This is a genomic window from Hymenobacter guriensis (assembly GCF_015773195.1).
In the GTDB taxonomy this organism is placed as follows: Bacteria; Bacteroidota; Bacteroidia; order Cytophagales; family Hymenobacteraceae; genus Hymenobacter; species Hymenobacter guriensis.
In genome coordinates this window covers 61,584-83,631 of record NZ_JADWYK010000002.1, presented here as the reverse complement: position 1 = coordinate 83,631, position 22,048 = coordinate 61,584, and the positions used below count along the sequence as shown (strand labels likewise).

Here is a 22,048-nt window from a genome sequence, read left to right as displayed (position 1 = left end):
GGCAATTTCATAGCTTAGTATCTGTTCATGCCGATGTTCTACGTTATTCCCCCACGCTATGCCTACTCTAGCTGGCTCTGCCCCACGGCCGGGCGCGCCCAAACGCCTGACTTTCCTGAAAGACCTGGTGTCTGACCCGCACATTGAGGTGGGCGACTATACGTACTACAACAACTTTGATTTTCCCTGCTCTTTTCCGCAAAACGTGCTGGTGGAGCAGCCCGGCAACCAGGCGCGGCTGCGCATCGGACGCTTCTGTATGATTGCCTCGGGTGTGAAGTTTATGTTGAGCGGTGGAAGCCAGACCAGCCACCCGTCGGCGGCACACGGTATCCTGGTGGGGCACGACGTCTGGATTGGCTACCAGGCGCAGATTATGCCCGGCGTGCGCATTGGCAACGGCGCCATCGTAGCCACGAAAAGCGTAGTAACCCAAGACGTGCCCCCGTTTGCAGTGGTGGCCGGCAACCCCGCTACCGTCGTCCATCAGCGGTTTCCTCCGGCGCTTGCGGCCCGGCTGCAGCAGCTGGCGTGGTGGAACTGGTCGCCCGCCAAGCTGGCGCGCCACCGTCGTGCCATCCACGCCCGCAACCTGGAATACCTGGTGCAAACGGCGGCGTAGTACGTTTCGAGAGCTGGCGCGGACTATGTAGTTCGCACTATGTTACTTTGTTTTGAATCAGGGCATAGGCTACGGGGCCACTGCGTAGCTGCCCTCGGCGGTAACATCCACGGTAGGCAGCTGACGGTGCTGCTCGAAGTAGCGGTAGCCGGGGGCCAGCTCCTGCCAGAAGCTGTGGTGGGGGCTGCTGGCGCGGGCCGTGAGGTTGGCAGGGGTGAGGTCAAAGGGGAAAATATGCACCGGAATCTGCTCCTGACCGCCCGTGCGGGCTTCTACCAGCAGCACGTACAGCTCCTCAATCTTCTCGTCGGTGATGGGCAGGCAGCCAATGGTGACGTTGGAGCCGTGGATGAAGATGTCGCCGCCCGGATGCTGCGGGTCACTACGCTGACGGTCGGCAGCGTTGGGGTAGTTCAAACCCAGCGAAAGGTGAAAGGTGCTGCTGGGGTTGAAACGGTCAATAAAATAGAACCCCTCGGGCACCTGCAGGTCGCCCTCGCGGCGCTTGGGGCCCAGCGTGCCCGAGGTGGCCGCAATGTGGTAGGCGCGCAGCAACTGATAGGCGCCCTGGCCGCTGGTGCGCCCCCACACTTCCAGCTGCCGCCTGGTTTTGATGGCCCGCACAAACAGCTCTGGCCGCTGCGGATCGATGCCATGACTCGCGAAAAGCGCCTGCACCGTACTCAGGTGGTGCTGGTAAGCGGCGCGCACCCGCGAAAACTGCAGCTGATCCTCCCGAAACGACCATTGCGGCTGTCCGCACGTAGCCAGCAGCATGCCGGCCCAAACTATCAATAAACGCATAGAAACGTGTGAGCTGCTGAACCCCGCCCCGGGCCGTTCAGACAAGCTGCAATGATGAGGTAACGCTGGAAAAATACGGCATAGTATGCACTCTATATAGAGGAAACAGAAAAAACAGCCCGCAGGGGCCGGACTTGCCCCGCCCGCTTTCCTGGTGCAGCTGCGGGAGTTGTTCAACGCCACCGGGGCCACGCGGCGGGTAACGGCAACAAGCCGGGGCAGCTTACCTTTGACTGCCCACTTACCGGCCTGCCGCGTGACTTTGCTGCCTCACCACTACGATGTCCTTATTCTGGGAGCCGGGCCGGCGGGCACCGCGGCGGCGCTGGCTTTGCACGGCCACGGCCTGCGCGTGGCGCTGGTAGACAAAGCCCATTTCCCACGCGACAAGGTGTGCGGCGACGCCATTCCGGGCCCCACGCTCACGGCCATCCGGCGCCTTTCGGAAAGCTGGTACCAGGAGTTGGTGGCCGTGCAGCCCCAGGCGCCGGCCAAAGCCAGCCGGCTGGTGGGGCCGGGCGGGCAGGAGCTGGTAGTACACTGGCAGAAACCTACATTTAACAGCCCGCGCCAGGATTTCGACTTCCAGCTGCTGCAGCTGGTGCGCCGCCACACGCAGACTACCATCCTCGAAAATCACGCCGTGCGCGACGTGCGCACCGATGAGCAGGGGGTAGAGCTGGTGCTGGCCGATCCTACACAGCTGCCCCTTTCGGCCCAACTGCTGCTGGCCTGCGACGGAGCCAACTCCGTGGCCGTGCGCAAGGTGCTGCCGCGCCCCCTCGACCGGCGCTACCACTGTGCGGCCGTGCGCGCCTATTACACCGGCCTCACGGGGTTCGATGAGCACACGAGCGAGTTTTACTTTCTGCGTGACTACCCCGCCGGCTACTGCTGGGTGTTTCCGGTGGGCGGGGGCGTGTACAACGTGGGGTTCGGGTTGCTGTCGGCGCAGGTGGCCGAGCGGCGGGTGGATATGAAACAGGCCCTGGCGCAGTTACTAAGGCAGCATCCGCAGCTGGTCGGGCGGTTTGCCGGAGCCCGGCAGCTGTCGGAAGTAACCGGGTTTGGCTTGCCGCTGGCCGGGCGCCGTCTGCCGCTGGCAGCTACCCGCTGCCTCTTGGCTGGCGATGCTGCCTCCCTTATCGACCCACTGCAGGGCCACGGCATCGACAAGGCGGTGATTAGCGGTATCCTGGCAGCAGAGCAGGTAGTGCGGTGTTTTCAGAGCCAGGATTTCAGCCTTCCCTATCTACGGCAGTATGAAGCGGCCGTGCAGCAGAAGCTGGGCCGCCGCCTGCAGCGCAGCTACCGGCTCATGCGCCTGCTGGCGGCGTGGCCGGGGTTGCTGCAAGTGGGCTTCTGGCTGGCCCGGCTGCCCGGTCTGCAGCGTCGGCTGGTGCGGCTGATAGGCTAAGATGGTACGTTTGGGGCCTTTTATTAACTTTCCGCCAGCCTCCGCGTTGTAAAAGCAGGGCGGTCCTTCGTCTTTGCTATCCGGTTTGCCCGTGCCTTCTGTTGCCTCCATCCTCCTGCGCCTGGTTCTGCTGGCAGCCTTGCTGTGCGGTGGGAGCCTAGGCTTAGCGCACGGAGCCGCTACCCCTAAGGCTACGCACTACCTGCGCGCTGCCGATGGCAACCCGCACCCGCAGTGGCGAATCATAGAGGCGGCTTACCAGGCTGCCCTTACCCCGGCCGACGACCATGCGCCCGGCGTTGGCGGTACCTGCTGGCTTCCGGCAAACAGTATCGGGGTGCCTGTGGCTTACAGCTGCTTACCCTACGTTGCCGCTGCGGCCGTTGCGCCGGTTGCGGGTTCTCCCGGGCAGGTGCAGCGGCTGCGGGCCAGTGTATTCCCCAACGCACCGTAGCGGGCCTTTCTGACGAAACATTTTCTTGCAACTGCCTCGCCGCGCCCCGTTTTTGGTTGCACGGCTGGTATGCCGTCGATAGGATTGGCAGCGGGCAGTTCTTACGTAAGCAGAAAACAGCAACCTCATGCTACTCCAGCAACTATTCATCAAACATCTGCGGGACAAAAAGGCCCGTCGTCTTCACGGAACCCAGCCTCCTATGCAAAGCTTTGATCAGGAAACCCAGGCGGCCTTCGATACCATCCATGAGGGCCGCCGCTGGGTACGCCGCCAGGGAATACAGGTGGCCCTGGTGGTGGCCGGTATTTTCTCCGCTGCCCTGGGCCTGAAGGGCTTCCTGCTTCCTAATGGGTTCATCGATGGCGGCGTAACGGGTATTTCCCTGCTCACCAATCAGCTCACGGGCGTGTCGTTGTCGCTGCTGATTGTGGTCATCAACATTCCCTTCATCATTCTGGGATATTTCCAGCTGGGTCGCGCATTTGCCCTGCGCACGTTTCTGGCCATTCTGGGGCTGGCGCTGGTGCTGCTGGTTATTTCCTTCCCGGTGCTGGCCAAGGACAAGCTGCTGATTGCCGTGTTCGGAGGTTTTTTCCTGGGGGCGGGCATCGGGCTGGCCATGCGCGGCGGGGCTGTGCTCGACGGCACCGAAATCCTGGCCGTCTACATCAGCCGCCGAACCCCGCTTTCCGTGGGCGACATCATCCTGGTTATCAACATCCTCATCTTTGGAGTGGCGGCCATTCTGCTTTCCATTGATACGGCCCTTTATTCCATCCTGGCCTACCTCTCGGCCGCCAAAACCATTGACTTCATTATCGAAGGCATTGAGGAGTACACCGGCGTCACCATCATTTCGCAGCGCAGCGAGGAAATCCGCCGCATGGTAACCGAAACCCTGGGCCGCGGCGCTACGCTCTATTCCGGCAAAAGCGGCTACGGCTCCCGCGGCGACCGGCTCCAGGGCATCGACATCATCTTCACCGTCGTTACCCGGCTGGAAGTAGGCCGCCTCACCGAGGAAATCGACAAGCTCGACCCGCAGGCTTTCGTGGTAATGAGCAGCGTGCGCGAAACCAAGGGCGGCCTCGTGAAAAAGCGCCCGCTGCATTAAGCCATCTAACCAGCCATTCAATCATATAGCACAAAAAAGCCCTGCCGGGAGGACGGCAGGGCTTTTTGTTTGGGGTGGTGACGAAAGCGGCGCTGAACCTAGTAGAGGTAGTTCAGGGCAATTTTGTCGTTGCTGTTGAAGGGGCGGTTTACACCGTTGCCTACGCAGGCCAGCATCCAGGAGTTAGGGTCGGCCGAGGCCGGCGTGCCCGAAATACGGATGGCGCCTACGTTGCTGGCACCCTCATTGGCGTAAGCACCGCCGCAGCTGTAGGAGCGGTCCATGTAGTCGGTGTGGCGGAAGCCGATGCAGTGGCCGGTTTCGTGCGCCAGTATGGTGGCCAGATAGTTGGTTCCGGGGTTAGAGCCCAGGTACGTGGAGTTCACCACTACCTGGCTGTAGGGGTTGCCACCCGAGGTAGGGAAGCCCGCTGAAGCCAGGTAAGAGGCGCCGCTGGGAGCCTTGGTAAACACGATGTTACCGCCCGTGCTTACGCGCTGAAAGCGCAGTGTCAGGTTTTCCGCGTTGTAGCGGCGCACCACTTCGTCGATGGCCGTTACGTAGGCCGAGGGCAGCGTGGAGCTTACCGACAGGGTAATAGTGCGCGGGCCGCGTACCAGATACGTGGTGCGATACTGCTCTTCCTCACCTACGCGCAGCAGCTTGCCGTCGGCATACTTGTTTTTCAGGTCGCTAGCCGACAGGCGGATGTCACCTTCTACCAGGTAATCGGTGCCCTCACGCTTCACGTCGTGGGTGCTGAAGCCCAGGGCGCGGATCTGCGAAAGGGTTTCCTCGTTGGGCGCATCGTTCTTGGCAACTTCTTCCTGCTGGCTGCAGCTGGAGAACAGGGCGGTTCCGGCCATCAATAGGGCGGATACGAGTAGTTTTGCGTTTTTCATGAAAAAAAGAAAGTTTTTTGGGGTGATGGTTGAAAAGAGTGCCCAAATCTACCTTTGTTTTTGAAATATTTACAAAACAACAAAATCTTATACAGGCCTTTTATGAAGCTTTAATGAAGAAAATAGACTTCGAGAATTTATGAAATACCACGGGATGATCATATAATTAAACAACAAGCAAACCCGCCTGTTTAATGCTAACGACTGTTCGTAAATACTTTGTGCTTAGCCGTGTTATCAGTTCAGCGCCGGTGCCAACCTAAGCAGTAGACTTGCCGGGCTGACTCGCCTAAGTGCTACCCGCGCAACCGAACGAATGCAGAGGATTTGCCGCAGATAGCGCCATATTTATGTACTTCGCGTATGCACCGCCGCCACCAGATTCACAGGCTTACTTTCCTTTTCTCATGACGTTTTCCTCTGCCCGCCCCGAAGACCTGTTGATTGATGCTGCCCGCCGCGGCAGCGTAGCCGACCTGCGGGAATTGCTTGCCCAGTCGCCTCTGGATATCAACCTCCAGAACGGCAAGGGCTTCACGCCGCTTATCGTGGCTTCCTATGATGGGCAGGTGGAAGCCACGGAGTTTCTGCTCCAGCACGGCGCCGACCCCAACGTGCAGGACCTGTCCGGCAACACGGCGCTGATGGGCGTTTCCTTTAAAGGCTACCCCGAAGTGGCCCGGCTGCTCATCCAGCACGGCGCCGACCTGAACCTGCAGAACGGCAATGGCGGCACGGCCCTCATGTTTGCCACCCTGTTTGGCCGCCACAACATCCTGCCCCTGCTGCTCGAAGCCGGCGCCGATACCTCCCTGCGCGACGTGCGCGGCCTCTCCGCCCGCGACCTAGCCCTGCAGCAAGGCAACGAATACGCCCTGTCGGTGCTGCCGGAATAGCACTTGCCTCAGAAACGCCGCAGCCCCCGTTACCGCAACACGTGCGGCAGCGGGGGCTGCTTTGTGTAAAGTAGCGCGCTGGTTAGTTGATGCTGCGCACCGTACCACCGTCCACGCGCACGGCGGTGCCGTTGGTGGCCGAGGCCAGCGGGCTGCTCAAAAACACCACCATGCTGGCAATTTCCTCGGGCGAAGAAAAGCGCTGCAGCAGGGAAGAGGGGCGGGCGTGCTGGAAAAAGTCCTGCTCGGCCTGCTCCCGGGTTTGCCCTTCGGCTGCCAGCTTGCCCAGAAACTCCTGTACCCCCTCGGAAGCGGTAGGGCCCGGCAGTACGGAGTTTACCGTGACGTTGGTGCCCTTCGTGAGCTCGGCCAACCCGCGGGCTACGGCCAGCTGGGCCGTTTTGGTGGTGCCATAGTGAATCATTTCCTGCGGAATCTGGATGGCCGACTCGCTGGAGATGAACAGGATGCGGCCCCAGTTTTGGGCCAGCATCTGCGGGAAGTAATGGCGCGAGAGGCGCACTCCGCTCAGCACGTTCACCTCGAAAAAGTGCAGCCAGTCTTCGTCCGTAATTTCGGTGAAAGGCTTGGGCTCGAAGATGCCCACGTTGTTGATGAGAATATCCACGGCGGGCACAGCCTGCAGCAGGCGCTGCACGTCGGCAGCCAAGCCAAAATCGACGGCCACGCTCTGCAAACGGGCTTGGGGCGTTTCGGCCAGAATGGCGGCGCGGGCGGCTTCCAGGCGGGCTTCGGTGCGGCCCGTGAGAATGACCTCGGCGCCCTCGGCGGCCAGCTGCCGGGCAATAGCCAGGCCGATGCCGGCCGTGGAGCCCGTGACCAGGGCGCGTTTATCGGTGAGTTGTAAATCCATGAGAAAAGCAGGTTGGTAGAAACGTTATCTGCCTACAACCCGCCAGTTGGGGTTTTGTCACGGGCCGCTGGGCGTATCAGTGCATACCTCGCGGCAACTCACCCCCGCTTCCCCATCATTTAGCGGGCTCTGCCAGGCGGTTGTACTTGCGCATCACTTCCTGGAGGCGGTTGGCGGGAAGGCCATAAATCGTATTGCCATTGATGCCCTCCATAGTTTCGGCGGCCACCAGCGCGTTGATAATAGCTTCTTCGGTGGCCTGGGCCGTGGCCTGATACAGGGCGTCGAGTCGTTCCTTGGGCACTGAGCGCCAGGTTTCCAGCGTGCCTTTATCATTGCCGGCCGGGCTTTGCGTGCTGAACGCCAGGAACAGGTCGCCGGAGCTGTTGCGGCCCAGCCCGCCGGTACGGGCCACCCCAATCGTGACGCGCCTGGCCAGCTGCTTGAGCTGGGAGGGCAGCAAAGGGGCATTGGTGGCAATGACCACTATAATGGAGCCGTCCTTCTGCTTGGTGGTGATGACGGGCATCAGGTCCTTGATTTCGCGCCCTACGGGTACGCCCGCTACCTGCAGATCCTGGCGGCCGCCAAAGTTTCCCTGCACGAATGCCCCTACCACGTAGCGGGCCGTATCCACCGACACCAGCCGCGAGGCCGTGCCGCTGCCTCCCTTAAACAGGAACAGCGACATGCCCGTACCCCCGCCCACGTTGCCCTCCGCCACCGGCCCCGTTTTGGCGTCGTCCAAAGCATCCCACACATCCTGCTTGGTTACGTGCAGGCCGTTGATGTCATTGAGCAGGCCATCGAAGGTTTCGGCTACCACGGGCAGGCCAAAGGAAAAATCGAAGGTTCCGCCGCTGGAAAACTGCTTGATATTCCAGGCGCCGATGGCGTCGCGCACCACGCCCACGCTGTTGGTGTTGGTGATGCCGATGGGGCCGGCAGTGGTGCCGTAGTCCTCGATGTAGGGCAGGCCCGTCATTTCGCCGTCGCCGTTGAGGCTAAACCAGGCGGCGGGTACGGGCGCATCCGTGCGGCCCTTGGGTAGAATCACGGTTACGCCGGTGCGCACCGGCCCTGTGCCCGGCTTCAACGCGCCTTTGCCCCGCACCAGCGTTTTGTAGCCTACCAGCACTCCCGGCACATCGGTTATGGCATTGTAAGGGCCAGGCTTGCCTTCAAATGGAATTCCCAGCTCGCGGGCCCGGGGTTTGGCCAGGGGAGCAGGAGGATTGGGGGTAGCTGCCAGGCAGGCAAGCAGCAGGGGCAAAAAGCGTTTCATAGAAGGCAGGGAAAAGAGCACGACAGGCCTTACTGGCCGCTGCTCTGCAGACCAGCCGGAAACCTTAACCGTTGCCCGACCAGCCCGCAAAAAGCCGGGGCCGGCATCCGGCGCGAAACCGAGGAGGAAACCGGCTACCGCGTGCGCAACGTCACCAAAGTGCTGGAGGCCTATATGTCGCCGGGCTCGGTGACGGAAATCCTGTACTTCTTCGTGGCCGAGTATGCCGAGGAGCTGCGGGTGCACGCCGGGGGCGGGGTGGAGCACGACCAGGAAAGCATAGAGGTGCTGGAGCTGCCCTTCGCCGAAGCCCTGCAGATGGTGCAAACCGGCGCTATCAAGGACGCCAAAACCATCCTGCTGCTGCAGTACGCGCAACTGAACAACCTGCTGGGATAAATGCTAGGGCAGCGTTTGCATGCCTTTTTCTTAGCGGGCTGTCAGGAACCGCTGGCGCAGCCACCGCCGCACGGGCTCGTCGTAGAGCTTGAGGGCGGCATAGGCCAAGCCCACGGCCAATACGAAGGTGAGCACTGCTACTGGCAGGGCCTGCTGCCAGCTGGGCTTGTGCGTGCTCACCCAGCCAGTATAGGTGTAGATGAAGGGATAGTGGGTGATGTAGAGCGGGTAGGAAATGTCGCCGAAGAACCTGCACACCCGCGCCGATACCTGGCCCGTCACCTGCCCGCTGGCGCCCAGCCACACAATCAGCGGGAACACCAGGATGATGCTGAGTGAGTCGTAGAGGCCGTTTTGCCAGAGGTGGTCGGCGCCGCCCACGCGGGGGAAGGCCAGCACCAGTAAAAGCAAGAGGCTGCACCACCCAAAGGCGTTCTGTATCCGGCCCAGGCGCGCCACCCGGCACAGCAGCAGCCCGCCAAAAAACGGAAACAGCATCCGTGTGAAGCCCACCCGCAGCTGCTCGGCATCCAGCGACCAGCCCCCGATAACGTCGCCGGCCGGGCTGGTGACGGCGAAGTGGATGAGGGCCGCACCCGTGAGGGCCACCAGCACGGCCAGCGCCGCATTGGAAAACTTGCGCACGCCCAGCGCATACAGCAGGTTAGCAATGTACTCGTAGAACAGCGACCAGCCCGGCCCGTTGAGCGGGTGCATTTCGTGCCAGCCCCGGATATCCATCGACAGCGGCACGGGCAGCAGCGTGCAGCCAATGAGCATCACCACCAGCACCAGCCAGCCGGGCACCTCGCTGATACCGGGCCACAGCGGCGAATCCTGGAAGTAGTACAGCGCGGCGCCCATCACCATGCCCAGCACTACCAGCGGCTGCAGCCGAATCAGCCGCACCTTGAAGAACTCCTTGAGCGTCATTTGCTGCCAACGGTCATCGTAGGCGTAGCCAATCACGAAGCCCGAAAGCAGGAAAAAGAAATCCACGGCCAGGTAGCCGTGGTTGATGCGCTGGTCGAGGTGGCTGGTGGCGTGGGCCTCAAACAGGTGGAACGCCACCACCGTGAGGGCCGCCACCCCCCGCAGCCCGTCCAGAATAGCGTAGTGCGGCTTGGTGCTCAACGCCGGGGCGGCAGGTTCGGCCAGTAGTTGTGTCTGCATACGCGAATGTAAGCGGCGCCGCAGCCAATGACGGTAGGGCTATAGAAAAAAAGAACGTCATGCTGAGCGCAGCCGAAGCATCTCTGCCGCTTCGTTGAAAAGGCCACATACGAAGCGGTAGAGATGCTTCGGCTGCGCTCAGCATGACGTGCTGGCGGCGCTCAATGGTGTGCTACTCCACTACCTCCACGTGCAGCCGCACGGCAGTGGGGCCGGCGGCGTGGCTGGCCAGCAGGTATTGGCCCGTGCCCAGCGTGGCGGCGGGTACCAGCACCGGCTCGGGACCCGCGACGGTGAGGGGTGTGCCCCCGCCCGCATCGGGGGCTAGTACCAGCTGCACGCTCACGCTGGCCTCGGCTTCCTGTACCCGCAGGCGCAGGGTGGAGGTGGCCGTGAGCAGGGTTTCGAGCAAAAGGGTTTTGAGGGCGCCGGTTTTGAGGGGCAGCTCGTGGGTTTCGGGGCCGGCCGCGGCGGGCGCGGTGAGGCGGTAGAGCTGCTGCTTGGCGTAGTCGCCCGCGAAGGCCACCTTGGCGGCCTCGCTCACCTGCCGGCCGAAGCCATAGGCCGCATTCTGGAGCTGCACAAACCCGTCGCCGTCCTCCACGTTGGTGCCCTTCTTCATTTCCTGGGTGGTGTTGGCCTGCGTGAGCTGGTCGGGGAAGGCCTTGAGGGCCGTGAGCTTGGCTGCCGAAAATCCTTTGGCGGCCAGGGCCACCTTGTCGCGCTCGGCGGCGGTTGCGGCCAGCTCCAGCAGCTCCCGCATCTTGTCGTGGTTGTTGCGGGCTTTTTCGTAGAGCTTTTTGCCGTACTGATCGAGGCGGGCCTTGTTGCCGGGGTAGGCCTGCTCCACAAAATAAAACAGGCCCTGCACCTGGGTGCGGGCCTTTTCCATCACAGCCTCTACGGCCTGGGTGTCTTCTTTCAGCTCGCCCACGCGGCCGGCACCGGGCGTGGCGGCATCGGCGGCATCGAGGGCGGCGGCCCAGCTGGTGCCGAACGCGGCGGTAAAACTGGGGTTGAAGGCTGCAAACGCGGCCTGGTCGGTGAGGTAGTGCCCCTGCATGGTGCGCATCTGCTGGCGCATGGTCGCATCGGAGCCGGTGTAGAGGCGGGTAATAGGTTCTGCGTGTTCCATAAAGCGTTGAAATAGTGAAGGGTTAAAGCGTGAAATAAGAATAGGAAGTATCTGATATAAAGTCAAGCCCACATGCCTTTACGGAGGCGTAAAGACCCGTAGAAGTGGCGTAAAGACCCGTAGAAACGGCGTAAGCCTGCGTAGAAGGCACGTAAACCCCCATAGAAGCGGCGTAAGCCCGCATAGAAGGCACGTAAAGACACGTAGAAGCGGCGTAAACGGGCGTAGAAGTGGCGTAAGGCCCTGTAGAAACGGCGTAAAAAGGCGTAGAAGGGCCGTAAGCGTAGTTAGAAGCAAACCCCCAGCCGCCGCCCCGTCGCTCAGCTGCCGCAGCGACCGGCAGAAGCTTCGGAAACGAAGCCGGCCCGCTGGAAGGGCGGGCCGGGGAGTTTTCAGGAAATAGCCGTTAACTCAAGGGTGGAAAGGCTGACTACGTTGCCGGGCAGGAGAGTGCGGCGCAACAGCTCCGCCAGCGGCGGTGGCAACTCGGCAACCGTGAGGGGGATGATGGGCCGGGCTACCACGTAATACCGCGCATCGGCGCGCTCGTGCAATTGCGTTTTGTTGAAGGAGAATAGCCCGCGCTGGGCATAACGCACGGAGCTATTGCCCTGCAACCCGGGCTCAACCGCTACGGCGTCGCCCCGTTCGGGCAGGGTAAGGAAATACTGATGCAGCAGCAGCAAATCTTCCTGGGAACTGGCTACCGACTCGGGCAGCACGCCCCCACCGGAAGCCACGTGCAACACGTGCCCGGCCTCATCGGTGGCAAACCAATCAATGTCCGCGTCTTCCTGGTCGATGTCGTCGATGCGCATACAAAGGGGAAAAGAGAGTTCGTGAGGCTGCATTACCTACCGTCTGCTCATTAGCTCAAAGGTAAGCCTGTGCCTTTGTATTGGCCTGTACACCAAGCTGCCGCGGCGGCGGCTGGCAGAAACCCTAGAAATATAGCCGGCCCGCTTGGAGGAAGGCGAAAAGCACAGAAAGTTTAAATCAATGCAACCTGCTGCTGCTCTGCAAGGTCATGCGTCTATATTGAAGTACTGATCCTTCCACCTTTCCTGATCTACTAGATGGCCATTTCTACTTTCGCGAGACAACTCATGCGCTGGGCCTTAGGGGTTGCTATCAGCTGCTGCGCCGCCCCTGCCTCCGCGCAGCAAGCGCCCACCGGGCCTGCCTGGGCGAGTGTGCAGCGCACCCTCACCGATGCCTACAGCATGGGCGAAGACATTGCAATTGGGGCCGATGGCAGCCAGTACACAACGGGCATCTTTGAAGGTACTCTCACACTAGGCAAAGTAAAGCTTACTGCAAGTACGGGAACCACGCATATTTTTTTGGCTAAATATAGTCCTGACGGTGAAGCTCTCTGGATTACCAATCTGGACGGGTCGGGGTATGTCTCCAGTAATAATATAGCAGTAGACTTATCCGGTAATGTATACGTTGCGGGTACCTTCAATCGAGATATTACCCTTGGTGCTACCACGCTCAAAACCTCCTCTTCCGATGTGTATTTGGCCAAATACAACACTCAGGGAGTGCAGCAATGGGTGCGACAGGGCGGCGGCCAGAACCACAAAAATCTCAAGGGAATTGCTACCAACGCTCAGGGAGAGGTAATCGTTGCTGGCGATTTTCAGGCCTCTATCGACTTCGGCGGACAAGCCCTCGTCGATGGAGGGATATTTTACTATCGGTTCTCACCGGACGGAAAGGTTAACTTGGCGAAAAGCTTTGGCTCATGGGCAAGCAGCATGGTGAATGTGGCTGGCCTTACTCTGGATAAGGAAGGCAGTGCCTACATCACGGGCGACTGTGGCGGTTCGCTTACCTTCGGCTCCGACACCATCTACTCATCTTACCAAGATATATTTGTCTGTAAGCTGACGGCTGCGGGAACTCCGGTATGGAGCCAATTCGCGCGGGCTACGCCGGACCGGATGAAACAGGTAAGAGCAATAGCGGTAGATGAAAGCGGCAATACAGTGGTTTGCGGGGAAAATTTCGATTACAATCCTGCCAAGGCTAACCTCTACGTGGCACACTTTAACGCCAAAGGTTCTCTAACCTGGTCATACGATATACCTACGTCTTCTTCAGGCTCTCCGGAAACGGGCTACAACTCTGCTTCTGGGGTGGCCTACGACCATAATGGTGGGTTTCTTGTGACGGGAGCCTTTTTAGGAAAAGCTGTTTTCGGCACTAACGAGCTTAATACCATCAACGGGCAAGTGTTTGTGGTACGCTATGACGGCCAGGGAAATGCTACGGCCGTCTTGCATTCCGTTGGCCTCCGGGTCGGTAACGATCATAGCTACGGCCACGGCATTGCGGTAGATACGAAGGGCAATATCTACGTGGCCGGTACTATATGGGGAGATGCCAGCTTCGGTAAAGTAAAAACCTTTGCCGACTACAACATGTGTGACACCGGGACCGATTCATATATTGCCAAACTGACTGTTCCGGCAGTTACTACCTCCGTAGAAACTCCGGAAGCTGTCAGCCGCAGTGCAGTTTTTGCCATCTACCCCAACCCGGCTAGTCAGCGCACAACCATCATGCTTCGCGGCGGTGAAAGGCAATTACTGATTTCCGATGCTCGTGGTAGTCTGATTCGTAAGCAGGCAGTAACTGGTATGTCAGGCCCTTATTCTGTGTCCTTATCCGGACTTGCTTCTGGGCTGTACCAACTGCGCGTTACCACGGATAACGGCCAGACAAGAAGTGCTAAATTGGTTGTGGAATAGCCCTCTGAAAGCCAAAACAAAGCCCTGCCCGAATGTATGTTCAGACAGGGCTTTGTTTTTTACTGCTGGCCTACTCCCCCAGCTTCCGCAGAATCTCCTGGGCGGCTACGGCAATGACGGTGCCGGGGCCGTAGATGCCGGTCACGCCGGCGTCGTAGAGGAAGGGGTAGTCCTGGGCCGGGATTACGCCCCCGGCAATGACGAGGATATCGGCCCGGTCTAACTTAGCTAATTCCTCAATAAGCTGGGGCACCAGGGTTTTGTGGCCGGCGGCCAGCGAGGATACCCCCACCACATGCACGTCGTTTTCGGCGGCCTGGCGGGCTACTTCCTCGGGCGTCTGGAACAGGGGGGCAATGTCTACGTCGAAGCCCACGTCGGCAAAGGAGGTGGCAATGACTTTGGCGCCCCGGTCGTGGCCGTCCTGGCCCATTTTGGCCACCATCATGCGGGGGCGGCGGCCTTCTTTCTGGCTGAACTCGTCGGCCAGCTGGCGGGCCTTGGCAAATTCCTGGTCGTAGTCCATTTCCTGGGAGTACACGCCCGACACGGTGCGGATAGTGGCCTGGTGGCGGCCATACACGGCCTCCATGGCATCGGAGATTTCGCCCAGCGTAGCGCGCAGGCGGGCGGCCTGCACGGCCAGGGCCAGGAGGTTGTTCGTTGTTTGTGGCTCGTTGTTCGTCTCCGATTGGGTCACTGAGGTGGAGGCTCCCTGGCGCGCAGCGTCGGTCAGGGCCTGGAGAGCTTGCTGCACGGCGGCGTTGTCGCGCTCCGCCTTCAGCGTGTTTAGGCGGGCAATCTGCGACTCGCGCACGGCGGCGTTGTCGATGTCGAGGATTTCGATTTGCGCTTCGCGGGCCTGCTCCTCCTCGGTGAGGCGGTAGCGGTTCACGCCCACAATGATTTCCTTGCCCGAGTCGATGCGGGCCTGCTTGCGGGCGGCGGCCTCCTCGATGCGCAGCTTGGGCAGCCCGGTTTCAATGGCCTTGGCCATGCCGCCCAGCTCCTCCACTTCCTGAATGAGGGCCCAGGCTTTGTCGGCCAGCTCGTGGGTGAGGCGCTCCACGTAGTAGGAGCCGCCCCAGGGGTCTACCACGCGGGTAATGTCGGTTTCGTGCTGGAGGTAGAGCTGGGTGTTGCGGGCAATGCGGGCCGAGAAGTCGGTGGGCAGGGCAATGGCCTCGTCGAGGGCGTTGGTGTGCAGGCTCTGGGTGCCGCCCAGGGCCGCGGCCAGGGCCTCCACGCAAGTGCGCGTGACGTTGTTGAAGGGGTCCTGCTCGGTGAGGGAGTAGCCCGAGGTCTGGCAGTGGGTGCGCAAGGCCAGGCTCTTGGGGTTTTCGGCCCCCAGGCTTTTCATGAGCTTGGCCCAAAGCAGGCGGCCGGCGCGCATCTTGGCAATTTCCATGAAGTGGTTCATGCCAATGGCCCAGAAAAACGACAGGCGGGGCGCAAACTGGTCGATGGTCATGCCCGCCGCGAGGCCGGCGCGCACGTACTCCACGCCGTCGGCCAGGGTGTAGGCCAGCTCCAGGTCGGCGGTGGCCCCGGCTTCCTGCATGTGGTAGCCCGAGATGCTGATGGAGTTGAACTTGGGCATCAGCCGTGCAGTGTAGCTGAAGATGTCGGCAATGATGCGCATGGAGGGCGCGGGCGGGTAGATGTAGGTGTTGCGCACCATGAACTCCTTCAGAATGTCGTTCTGAATGGTGCCCGCCAGCTTTTCGGGGCTCACGCCCTGTTCCTCAGCCGCCACGATGTAGAAGGCCATAATCGGCAGCACCGCCCCGTTCATGGTCATCGACACGGACATCTGATCCAGCGGAATCTGGTCGAAGAGAATCTTCATGTCCTCCACCGAGTCGATGGCCACGCCGGCCTTGCCCACGTCGCCCTGCACGCGGGGGTGGTCGGAGTCGTAGCCCCGGTGCGTAGCCAGGTCGAAGGCCACGCTCAAGCCTTTCTGCCCGCCCGCGAGGTTGCGGCGGTAGAAGGCGTTGCTGGCCTCGGCCGTGCTGAAGCCCGCGTACTGGCGCACCGTCCAGGGGTTCTGCACATACATGGACGAGTAGGGCCCGCGCAGAAACGGCGCCTGCCCCGCTCCAAACCCCAGGTGGTCGAGCGTCGCTATGTCCTCGGCCGTGTAGTAGGCTTTCAGCTCAATGCCCTCGGGGGTAGGAGAGGTGGCCGGCTGCGTAAGCGGCGAAGCCAGCGGCGCGGCGTTGTAGGGGATGGTGGCGAAGTCGGGTTTCATGGGTTTTGGGCGGGAGCGTGACAGGAGACACCAGAACGTCATTCCGAGCGAAGCCGAGGAATCTCGCGTGCTGATGTTGTGGTGCTATTTATAAGTAAATAGGTCGAATAAAAGAAGTTACTACACTAGGGTGTGTGGACAGTAATCGAAAAATGTATTTTTAGGCTTTCCAGGGCGTCATGCTGAGCTTGTCGAAGCATCTCTACCGAACGATTTCGTGCGACCGAAGCGGTAGAGATGCTTCGACAAGCTCAGCATGACGTTCTTCTTGCTTGCTGTCCACACAGCCTAGCAAGATTCCTCGGCTTCGCTCGGAATGACGTGCTATTTGAATGACGTTCTAATGGGGGCACCCCACAACTCACCTTCCCTGCAGGCGGGCCAGCACGTCGTCGGTGGTGTGGCCGTGGAGGGTGAACTCCTGGAAGCCGAACACGCGCATGGCCTCGCGCATGGTGGCCAGGTCGGCGGAGAGCAGCACGGGCGCGTCGTGGTCGGCCAGCATTTCCTCGGGGTCTTCCTGAGGCTCCTGCAGAATAAACTCCGAGAAGCGCCGGAACTGCTCATTTGTGGCCGACATGAGCGTGGCTTCTTCGGCCGAGGAAAACAGGATGGACAGGGCGCCCGCCGGCGGAGCCTCCGACAGCGCGGGCCGCTCGGCCGGAGGCAGCAGCCGCACGAAGGAGTCGTAGATCAGCTGAATGGTATCGGTGCCGAGCAGCACCACGGCGGCTTTTTTCTTTTTCTGCTCCTTGCGCACAAAATGCATGGCCGTGGCCAGCCGCAGCACCTCCGAGGGATAAGCAGCCCGGTTGGTATCGAAGTAGCGGCTGCGCAACAGCTTCTTGGCATCGAAGGCAAACTGCTCCTGAGCGTTCTGGAAGCGGTTGGTGCCTACAATCACCTGCTCACCGCTGGCAATGCGCTGGAATTCCTCCATCGTCTTCTGGCGAATAGCCTCCAGCATCCGGCCCCGGCCCGCCAGCAAGCCCCCGGCCGCTTCCATTTCCTGAAACAGCGCCCAGGCTTCCTGGGCCAGCTGGTCGGTAAGGGTTTCGATGAAGTAGGAGCCGGCGGCGGGGTCGGCCACCCGGTCGAGGTAAGCTTCTTCGCGCAGAATGATGGGCACGTTGCGGGCCACGCGGCTCGAAAACTCATTGGGCTCGGCGTACAGGCTGTCGAAGGGCGTGACGGACACCGAATTGGCCCCACCCAGCACGGCGCTCATGGCTTCGGTAGTCACGCGCAGTAGGTTGGTATGCGGGTCGAGCGTGGTTTGCACCCAGGAGGAGGTGGCGGCGTGAATATGGAGGCGGCCTGCTATTTCCGGAGGTACTCCATAGGCGTGCAGCAGCGTAGCCCACAGCCGGCGCAGGGCGCGCAGCTTGGCTATTTCCATGAAGTAGCTGGTGCCCACGCTCACGTGCAGGTGCAGGGCCGCTGCCACGGCCGCTGCGTCGATGCTGGAATCATCGGCTGGGAGGCTGTTCAGAAAGGCTACGGCCGTATTCAGGATGTAGGCCACCTCCTGCACGGCCGTGGCGCCGCGGTTGCTGAAAAAGTTGCCGTTGATGGCCAGCGGCAGAAAGTCGGGCGAGGTGCGGGCCAGCTGAAGGCAGCGGCGCTGGCCTTCCACCTGCAGAGCGTAGTCGTCGGGGGAGCTGCCCTGGCCGGGCGCGTAGCGCAGAAACCCGCGCAGCGTATGGGGCGGCACCGCATCGAGCAGGCGCTGCAGAAACTCGTCCGGGTGCTGGCACACGGTGTAGCACAGGTAGGCGGAGGAAACGGGTAGCGTGGCGGCCAGGTAGCCCACGTCAAAAAGCGCCGGGGAGCTGATATCGAAGTGGATACCGTCGGCACCTCGCTGCAGGGCCTGGGCAGCATGGTCGACGGCTGTGTGGCCGTTGTCATGGGCGGGCACCAGCAGCGTGGGCACGTTGCGCCAGCGGCCGGGCACGGCGGGCACCTGGGGTGCGGGTAGGTTGCCAAGGGCAGCCAGGGCTTCGCGATGATAGAAAGGCTCCAGCACCAGGCCCTCGGGCGTTTGCCAGCGCAGGTCGGCCAGATCGGCGCCTTTCAGGTCGCGGGTGAGGCGCTGCTGCCACTGCTCGGTGGTGAGTGGGGCAAACTCAGCAAAGGAAACAGACCCGGGGCGCGGCGTATCGGACATAGCAAAATGGGTGGAAAACGGGCTAAAGATACCGGAATGGGCTAGATATCGGCGAGAGTCTGCCCGGCGTTTAGCAGCGGCTGGCCGGGCAGACAAGCAAGGCACTACGCTCTACTTCCCGTACGGAAAACTTCCGGCTGCGGCGAAGAGCCCGGCCTCCGTCGGCAGTGCAGGTGCGCGCGGCTGCGTATCTTTGCCCTCTTCCTGACCTGAGCTTTCGCATGAAATTCACTTCTTCTGGTCTTCTGCTGGGCGTTGCCCTGGCCTGCGGCAGCCTGTTGCCGGCCTGCCAGCGCGCCCCTTATCAGGCCAAGGCCACGCTGGCGCCCGTTACGGCACAGCCCGTGGGCAAGCAGCTGCCTGCCGACCCGACGGCCGAGGCGACCATTGCGCCCTATCACCGCAAGGTAGAGGAAACGATGGGCACCGTGCTGGGTACGGCCCCGGTGGCTATTACCAAAAACTCCGGCGAGTCCCCGCTGGCCAACTTTGTGGCCGACCTGCAGCGCACCCGCGCCAGCCGGGAGCTCAAGCAGCCCATCGACCTGGGCGTGATGAGCAACGGCGGCCTGCGGGCTCCGCTGCCGGCCGGGCCGGTTACGGTGGGCTCGGTGTTTGAGCTGATGCCCTTCGAGAATGAGCTGGTTGTGCTGGATGCGCCCGGCGCCGTGGTGCAGCAGATGTTCGACTATGCGGCCCGGGTGAAGATGGCCCTGTCGGGGGCCGTATACACGGCCACGCCCGAGGGCAAAGCCACCAACATCCTCATCGGCGGCAAGCCTTTCGAGGCCGGGCGCACCTACACCATTGCCATCAGCGACTACCTGGCCGGCGGTGGCGACCAGATGACGTTCTTTCGCGCGCTGGCCCCGCGCAAAACCGGCGTGCTGCTGCGCGCGGCCATTACAGAGCACATTCAGGAGCTCACCAAAGCCGGCCGCCCGGTAGAAGCCAAAGTAGAAGGCAGAGTGAAGTTATAATGTGCTAAGGTGAGTTGAATGTGCTGCGCTTCGCTAATGTGCTGATGTGGATAATGTGAGAAATGCTTACCCATCCCACATCAGCACATTTTCCACCTTAGCACACCAACACATTCCCCACCTTAGCACATTCCCCACATTAGCATAGTAAAGTAGATGGACCGTCGCGAATTTCTGAAGCATAGTACGCTGGGCGCCGCCAGCCTGGGGCTGCTGGGGCTGAGCCTGCCGGCCGCCGCGGCCGATGCCACCAGGCTGGTGATTCTGCATACCAACGACATGCACTCCCGCATCGAGCCGTTCCCGGATAATGCGGCACAGTGGGCCGGCATGGGCGGCATGGCCCGCCGGGCTTCGCTGATAGCCCAGATCCGCCAGCAGGAGCCTAACGTGCTGTTACTCGACTCGGGCGACATCTGGCAGGGGACGCCGTACTTCAACTTTTTCGGGGGCGAGCTGGAATACAAGCTCATGTCGCAGATGCGCTACGACGCCAGCACCCTCGGCAACCACGACTTCGACAACGGCCTGGAAGGACTGCAGAAGCAGCTGCCCAACGCCGCTTTCCCGTTCCTGACGGCCAACTACGACTTCTCGCAGACCCCGCTGGCCGGTCGTTTTCAGCCTTATAAGGTATTTGAAAAAGCCGGACACCGCATTGGCGTGTTCGGAGTAGGCATTGAGCTGGCCGGGCTGGTAGCCGACCGCAACTACGGCGCCACCCGTTACCTCGACCCCGTGGCTACGGCCAAAGAAATGGTAGCCAAACTGCGCGGCCCCGAAAAGTGCGACATGGTCGTTTGCCTTTCGCACCTGGGGTATAAATACGAAAGCGCGAAAATCGACGATTTTAAATTGGCGGCCGGCGCGCCCGGCATCGACCTTATACTAGGCGGCCACACGCACACGTTCCTCGACAAGCCCGACGTAGTAGCTGGCCCTGGCGGCCACCAGACGCTGATTAACCAAGTTGGGTGGTCGGGCATCAACCTCGGCCGTATCGATTATGTGTTCGAGCGGGGCACGCGCCGGCCGGGCGTGGCGCGGGCGGCGGTGCTACCCGTGCATACGGCCTGACATTCGCAAGCAGAAATGGGTTTTTTTGTCTCCTGACTTTTCCACATTTTTGTCTCCCCCTAAAAAAAAGGCTCTGCCGGGAGCCTGGCCCTGCTTCTCTCTTTTTGCGCCTGCAACCACGCATTTGCCTGATTTTCATTGATGTTGAAGGATTGCCGTATCGTTTGGGCCAACTGTCTTCGCATCATCAGGAGCAGCATCGGGGAGCAGAGTTTCCGCACGTGGTTTGAGCCCATTGTGCCGGTAGCCCTGCACAACAACGTACTCGTAATTCAGGTACCCAGCCAGTTTTTTTACGAGTGGCTGGAAGAGCACTACGTGGATGAGCTCAAGCGCGGCATCTATCAGGAGCTGGGCCCCGAGGGCCGGCTGGAGTACTCCATTGTGGTAGACCAGGGCAACAGCCAGAACAAGCCGCGCACCGTCAACATCCCCACGGCCCGCAAGATGACGGGCCCGGCCGATGCCGCTACGGTGGCCGGCTCGGTGGCCGCGGGCGCCCTCACGGCCTCGGCCCGCAACGTGGCGGCGGCCGCGGCCGCGCCGGCGGCACCCGCCCAGCTGCGCAACCCCTTCGAAGCGTCCAAGGTAATCGACCGCAACTACCTGCAGTCCCAGCTCAACAACACGTATTCCTTCGAGAACTATATTGAGGGGGACTGCAACCGCCTGGCGCGCTCGGCCGGCCTTGCCGTGGCTAATAAACCGGGCACGACAAGCTTCAACCCGCTGATGATTTATGGCGGCGTGGGCCTGGGCAAAACCCACCTGGTGCAGGCCATCGGCAACCACATCAAAGCCTCGAACACCGATAAGTTCGTGCTTTACGTGTCGGCGGAGAAGTTTACGAACCAGTTCATCGAAAGCCTGCGGGCCAACGCGGTGCAGGATTTTGCCAACTTTTACCTGCTGGTGGATATACTGATTCTGGACGACGTACAGTTCCTGTCGGGCAAGGACAAGACCCAGGAAATGTTCTTCCACATCTTCAACCACCTGCACCAGGCCGGGAAGCAGATTGTAATGACCTCGGACCGCCCCCCGCGTGACCTGGTGGGCCTGGAAGACCGGCTCTTGTCGCGCTTTAAGTGGGGCCTGACCGCTGACCTGCAAAGCCCCGACTTCGAGACGCGCATGGCCATCATCCAGAACAAAATGCAGCAGGATGGCATCGACATACCGCCGCAGGTGGTGGAGTATCTGGCGTACTCCGTGGATACCAACGTGCGCGAGCTGGAAGGCGTGCTGATTTCCCTGATTGCGCAAAGCTCCCTCAACCGGCGCGAAATCGACCTGGAAATGGCCAAGCAGGCCCTCCGCCACATCATTGAGGATGTAGAAGCGGAGGTAAACCTGGACTTTATCCAGAAAACCGTGGCCGAGTACTTTGGCATTTCAGTGGACCTGCTGAAAGCCAAAACCCGCAAAAAGGAAGTGGTAACGGCCCGACAGGTGGCTATGTACTTTGCCAAGGAGCACACCAACCATTCGCTCAAAAGCATCGGCTACCACTTCGGCGGCCGCGACCATAGCACCGTCATCCACTCCGTGCAAACCGTATCGGACCTTATCGATTCCGACAAGCAGTTCCGCAGCCAGGTGCAGGAGCTGCGTAAGAAATTCGCGAAATAAGGGCCTGTAGAGCCTCACCCTCTGTCCTGTGGAGAGGGGAGCCTGACGACACAACGCCTCGGCTTACCAGCCGAGGCGTTGTCGCATTTAAACAATAT

Annotated in this window: 19 protein-coding genes; 10 read left to right on the top strand and 9 right to left on the bottom strand. The window is 61.1% G+C overall.

Annotated features, from left to right (window positions below):
- Positions 1–58 precede the first annotated feature (58 nt).
- The gene (locus tag I5L79_RS03755; protein ID WP_196953700.1) at positions 59–622 is read left to right on the top strand and encodes a CatB-related O-acetyltransferase; all 564 of its coding nucleotides are present in this window, start codon (positions 59–61) and stop codon (positions 620–622) included.
- Between the two features lie 69 nt (positions 623–691).
- On the opposite strand, the gene I5L79_RS03750 is transcribed toward I5L79_RS03755, so the two are convergent.
- A complete protein-coding gene (locus I5L79_RS03750; RefSeq protein ID WP_196953699.1) occupies positions 692–1,426 on the bottom strand; it encodes a L,D-transpeptidase family protein in 735 nt (244 codons plus the stop codon).
- A 256-nt stretch (positions 1,427–1,682) separates the two neighbouring features.
- On the opposite strand from I5L79_RS03750, the gene I5L79_RS03745 reads away from it, so the two are divergent.
- The 3 genes from I5L79_RS03745 to I5L79_RS03735 all read left to right on the top strand — a co-directional run bounded on the left by I5L79_RS03745 (position 1,683) and on the right by I5L79_RS03735 (position 4,414).
- The gene (locus tag I5L79_RS03745) at positions 1,683–2,843 is read left to right on the top strand and encodes an NAD(P)/FAD-dependent oxidoreductase (RefSeq protein WP_196953698.1); all 1,161 of its coding nucleotides are present in this window, start codon (positions 1,683–1,685) and stop codon (positions 2,841–2,843) included.
- A 91-nt stretch (positions 2,844–2,934) separates the two neighbouring features.
- A complete protein-coding gene (locus I5L79_RS03740; RefSeq protein ID WP_196953697.1) occupies positions 2,935–3,297 on the top strand; it encodes a hypothetical protein in 363 nt (120 codons plus the stop codon).
- 202 nt (positions 3,298–3,499) lie between these two features.
- The gene (locus tag I5L79_RS03735) at positions 3,500–4,414 is read left to right on the top strand and encodes a YitT family protein (RefSeq protein ID WP_196953696.1); all 915 of its coding nucleotides are present in this window, start codon (positions 3,500–3,502) and stop codon (positions 4,412–4,414) included.
- Between the two features lie 98 nt (positions 4,415–4,512).
- Here I5L79_RS03735 and I5L79_RS03730 read toward each other — a convergent pair whose 3' ends face one another.
- Entirely contained in the window at positions 4,513–5,316 is an 804-nt protein-coding gene (locus I5L79_RS03730) for a M57 family metalloprotease (protein WP_196953695.1), read from the bottom strand.
- A 407-nt stretch (positions 5,317–5,723) separates the two neighbouring features.
- On the opposite strand from I5L79_RS03730, the gene I5L79_RS03725 reads away from it, so the two are divergent.
- On the top strand, positions 5,724–6,212 hold the full coding sequence (locus I5L79_RS03725; protein ID WP_196953694.1) for an ankyrin repeat domain-containing protein: 489 nt from the start codon (positions 5,724–5,726) through the stop codon (positions 6,210–6,212).
- Positions 6,213–6,294: 82 nt separating this feature from the next.
- On the opposite strand, the gene I5L79_RS03720 is transcribed toward I5L79_RS03725, so the two are convergent.
- Together I5L79_RS03720 and I5L79_RS23165 are read right to left on the bottom strand one after the other, a co-directional pair.
- Positions 6,295–7,086, bottom strand: coding sequence for an SDR family NAD(P)-dependent oxidoreductase (locus I5L79_RS03720; RefSeq protein ID WP_196953693.1), 792 nt, complete (start codon positions 7,084–7,086; stop codon positions 6,295–6,297).
- 115 nt (positions 7,087–7,201) lie between these two features.
- Positions 7,202–8,371, bottom strand: coding sequence for a DmpA family aminopeptidase (locus tag I5L79_RS23165; protein WP_231402756.1), 1,170 nt, complete (start codon positions 8,369–8,371; stop codon positions 7,202–7,204).
- On the opposite strand from I5L79_RS23165, the gene I5L79_RS23160 reads away from it, so the two are divergent.
- A complete protein-coding gene (locus tag I5L79_RS23160; RefSeq protein WP_317191359.1) occupies positions 8,321–8,770 on the top strand; it encodes an NUDIX domain-containing protein in 450 nt (149 codons plus the stop codon). The two genes, I5L79_RS23165 and I5L79_RS23160, sit on opposite strands and share 51 nt — an antisense overlap.
- Positions 8,771–8,800: 30 nt before the next feature.
- Here I5L79_RS23160 and I5L79_RS03710 read toward each other — a convergent pair whose 3' ends face one another.
- From I5L79_RS03710 to I5L79_RS03700, 3 genes are all read right to left on the bottom strand, one after another.
- Positions 8,801–9,943 carry an acyltransferase family protein gene (locus I5L79_RS03710; RefSeq protein WP_196953692.1) on the bottom strand — a complete coding sequence of 381 codons (1,143 nt, stop codon included), beginning with the start codon at positions 9,941–9,943 and terminating at the stop codon, positions 8,801–8,803.
- Between the two features lie 172 nt (positions 9,944–10,115).
- Positions 10,116–11,078: a hypothetical protein gene (locus I5L79_RS03705; protein ID WP_196953691.1), complete on the bottom strand. Its 963-nt coding sequence runs from the start codon at positions 11,076–11,078 to the stop codon at positions 10,116–10,118.
- Positions 11,079–11,470: 392 nt separating this feature from the next.
- A complete protein-coding gene (locus I5L79_RS03700) occupies positions 11,471–11,896 on the bottom strand; it encodes a hypothetical protein (RefSeq protein WP_196953690.1) in 426 nt (141 codons plus the stop codon).
- Positions 11,897–12,154: 258 nt separating this feature from the next.
- Here I5L79_RS03700 and I5L79_RS03695 point away from each other — a divergent pair, with 258 nt between their 5' ends.
- Positions 12,155–13,837: an SBBP repeat-containing protein gene (locus tag I5L79_RS03695; protein ID WP_196953689.1), complete on the top strand. Its 1,683-nt coding sequence runs from the start codon at positions 12,155–12,157 to the stop codon at positions 13,835–13,837.
- 70 nt (positions 13,838–13,907) lie between these two features.
- On the opposite strand, the gene scpA is transcribed toward I5L79_RS03695, so the two are convergent.
- Entirely contained in the window at positions 13,908–16,091 is a 2,184-nt protein-coding gene (gene scpA / locus I5L79_RS03690; RefSeq protein ID WP_196953688.1) for a methylmalonyl-CoA mutase, read from the bottom strand.
- 361 nt (positions 16,092–16,452) lie between these two features.
- The gene (locus I5L79_RS03685; RefSeq protein ID WP_196953687.1) at positions 16,453–18,261 is read right to left on the bottom strand and encodes a methylmalonyl-CoA mutase family protein; all 1,809 of its coding nucleotides are present in this window, start codon (positions 18,259–18,261) and stop codon (positions 16,453–16,455) included.
- 221 nt (positions 18,262–18,482) lie between these two features.
- Here I5L79_RS03685 and I5L79_RS03680 point away from each other — a divergent pair, with 221 nt between their 5' ends.
- From I5L79_RS03680 to dnaA, 3 genes are all read left to right on the top strand, one after another.
- A complete protein-coding gene (locus tag I5L79_RS03680) occupies positions 18,483–19,241 on the top strand; it encodes a 5'-nucleotidase C-terminal domain-containing protein (protein WP_196953686.1) in 759 nt (252 codons plus the stop codon).
- A 156-nt stretch (positions 19,242–19,397) separates the two neighbouring features.
- Entirely contained in the window at positions 19,398–20,318 is a 921-nt protein-coding gene (locus I5L79_RS03675) for a bifunctional metallophosphatase/5'-nucleotidase (RefSeq protein ID WP_196953685.1), read from the top strand.
- 141 nt (positions 20,319–20,459) lie between these two features.
- Positions 20,460–21,950: a chromosomal replication initiator protein DnaA gene (dnaA, locus tag I5L79_RS03670; protein WP_196953684.1), complete on the top strand. Its 1,491-nt coding sequence runs from the start codon at positions 20,460–20,462 to the stop codon at positions 21,948–21,950.
- Positions 21,951–22,048: the final 98 nt, after the last annotated feature.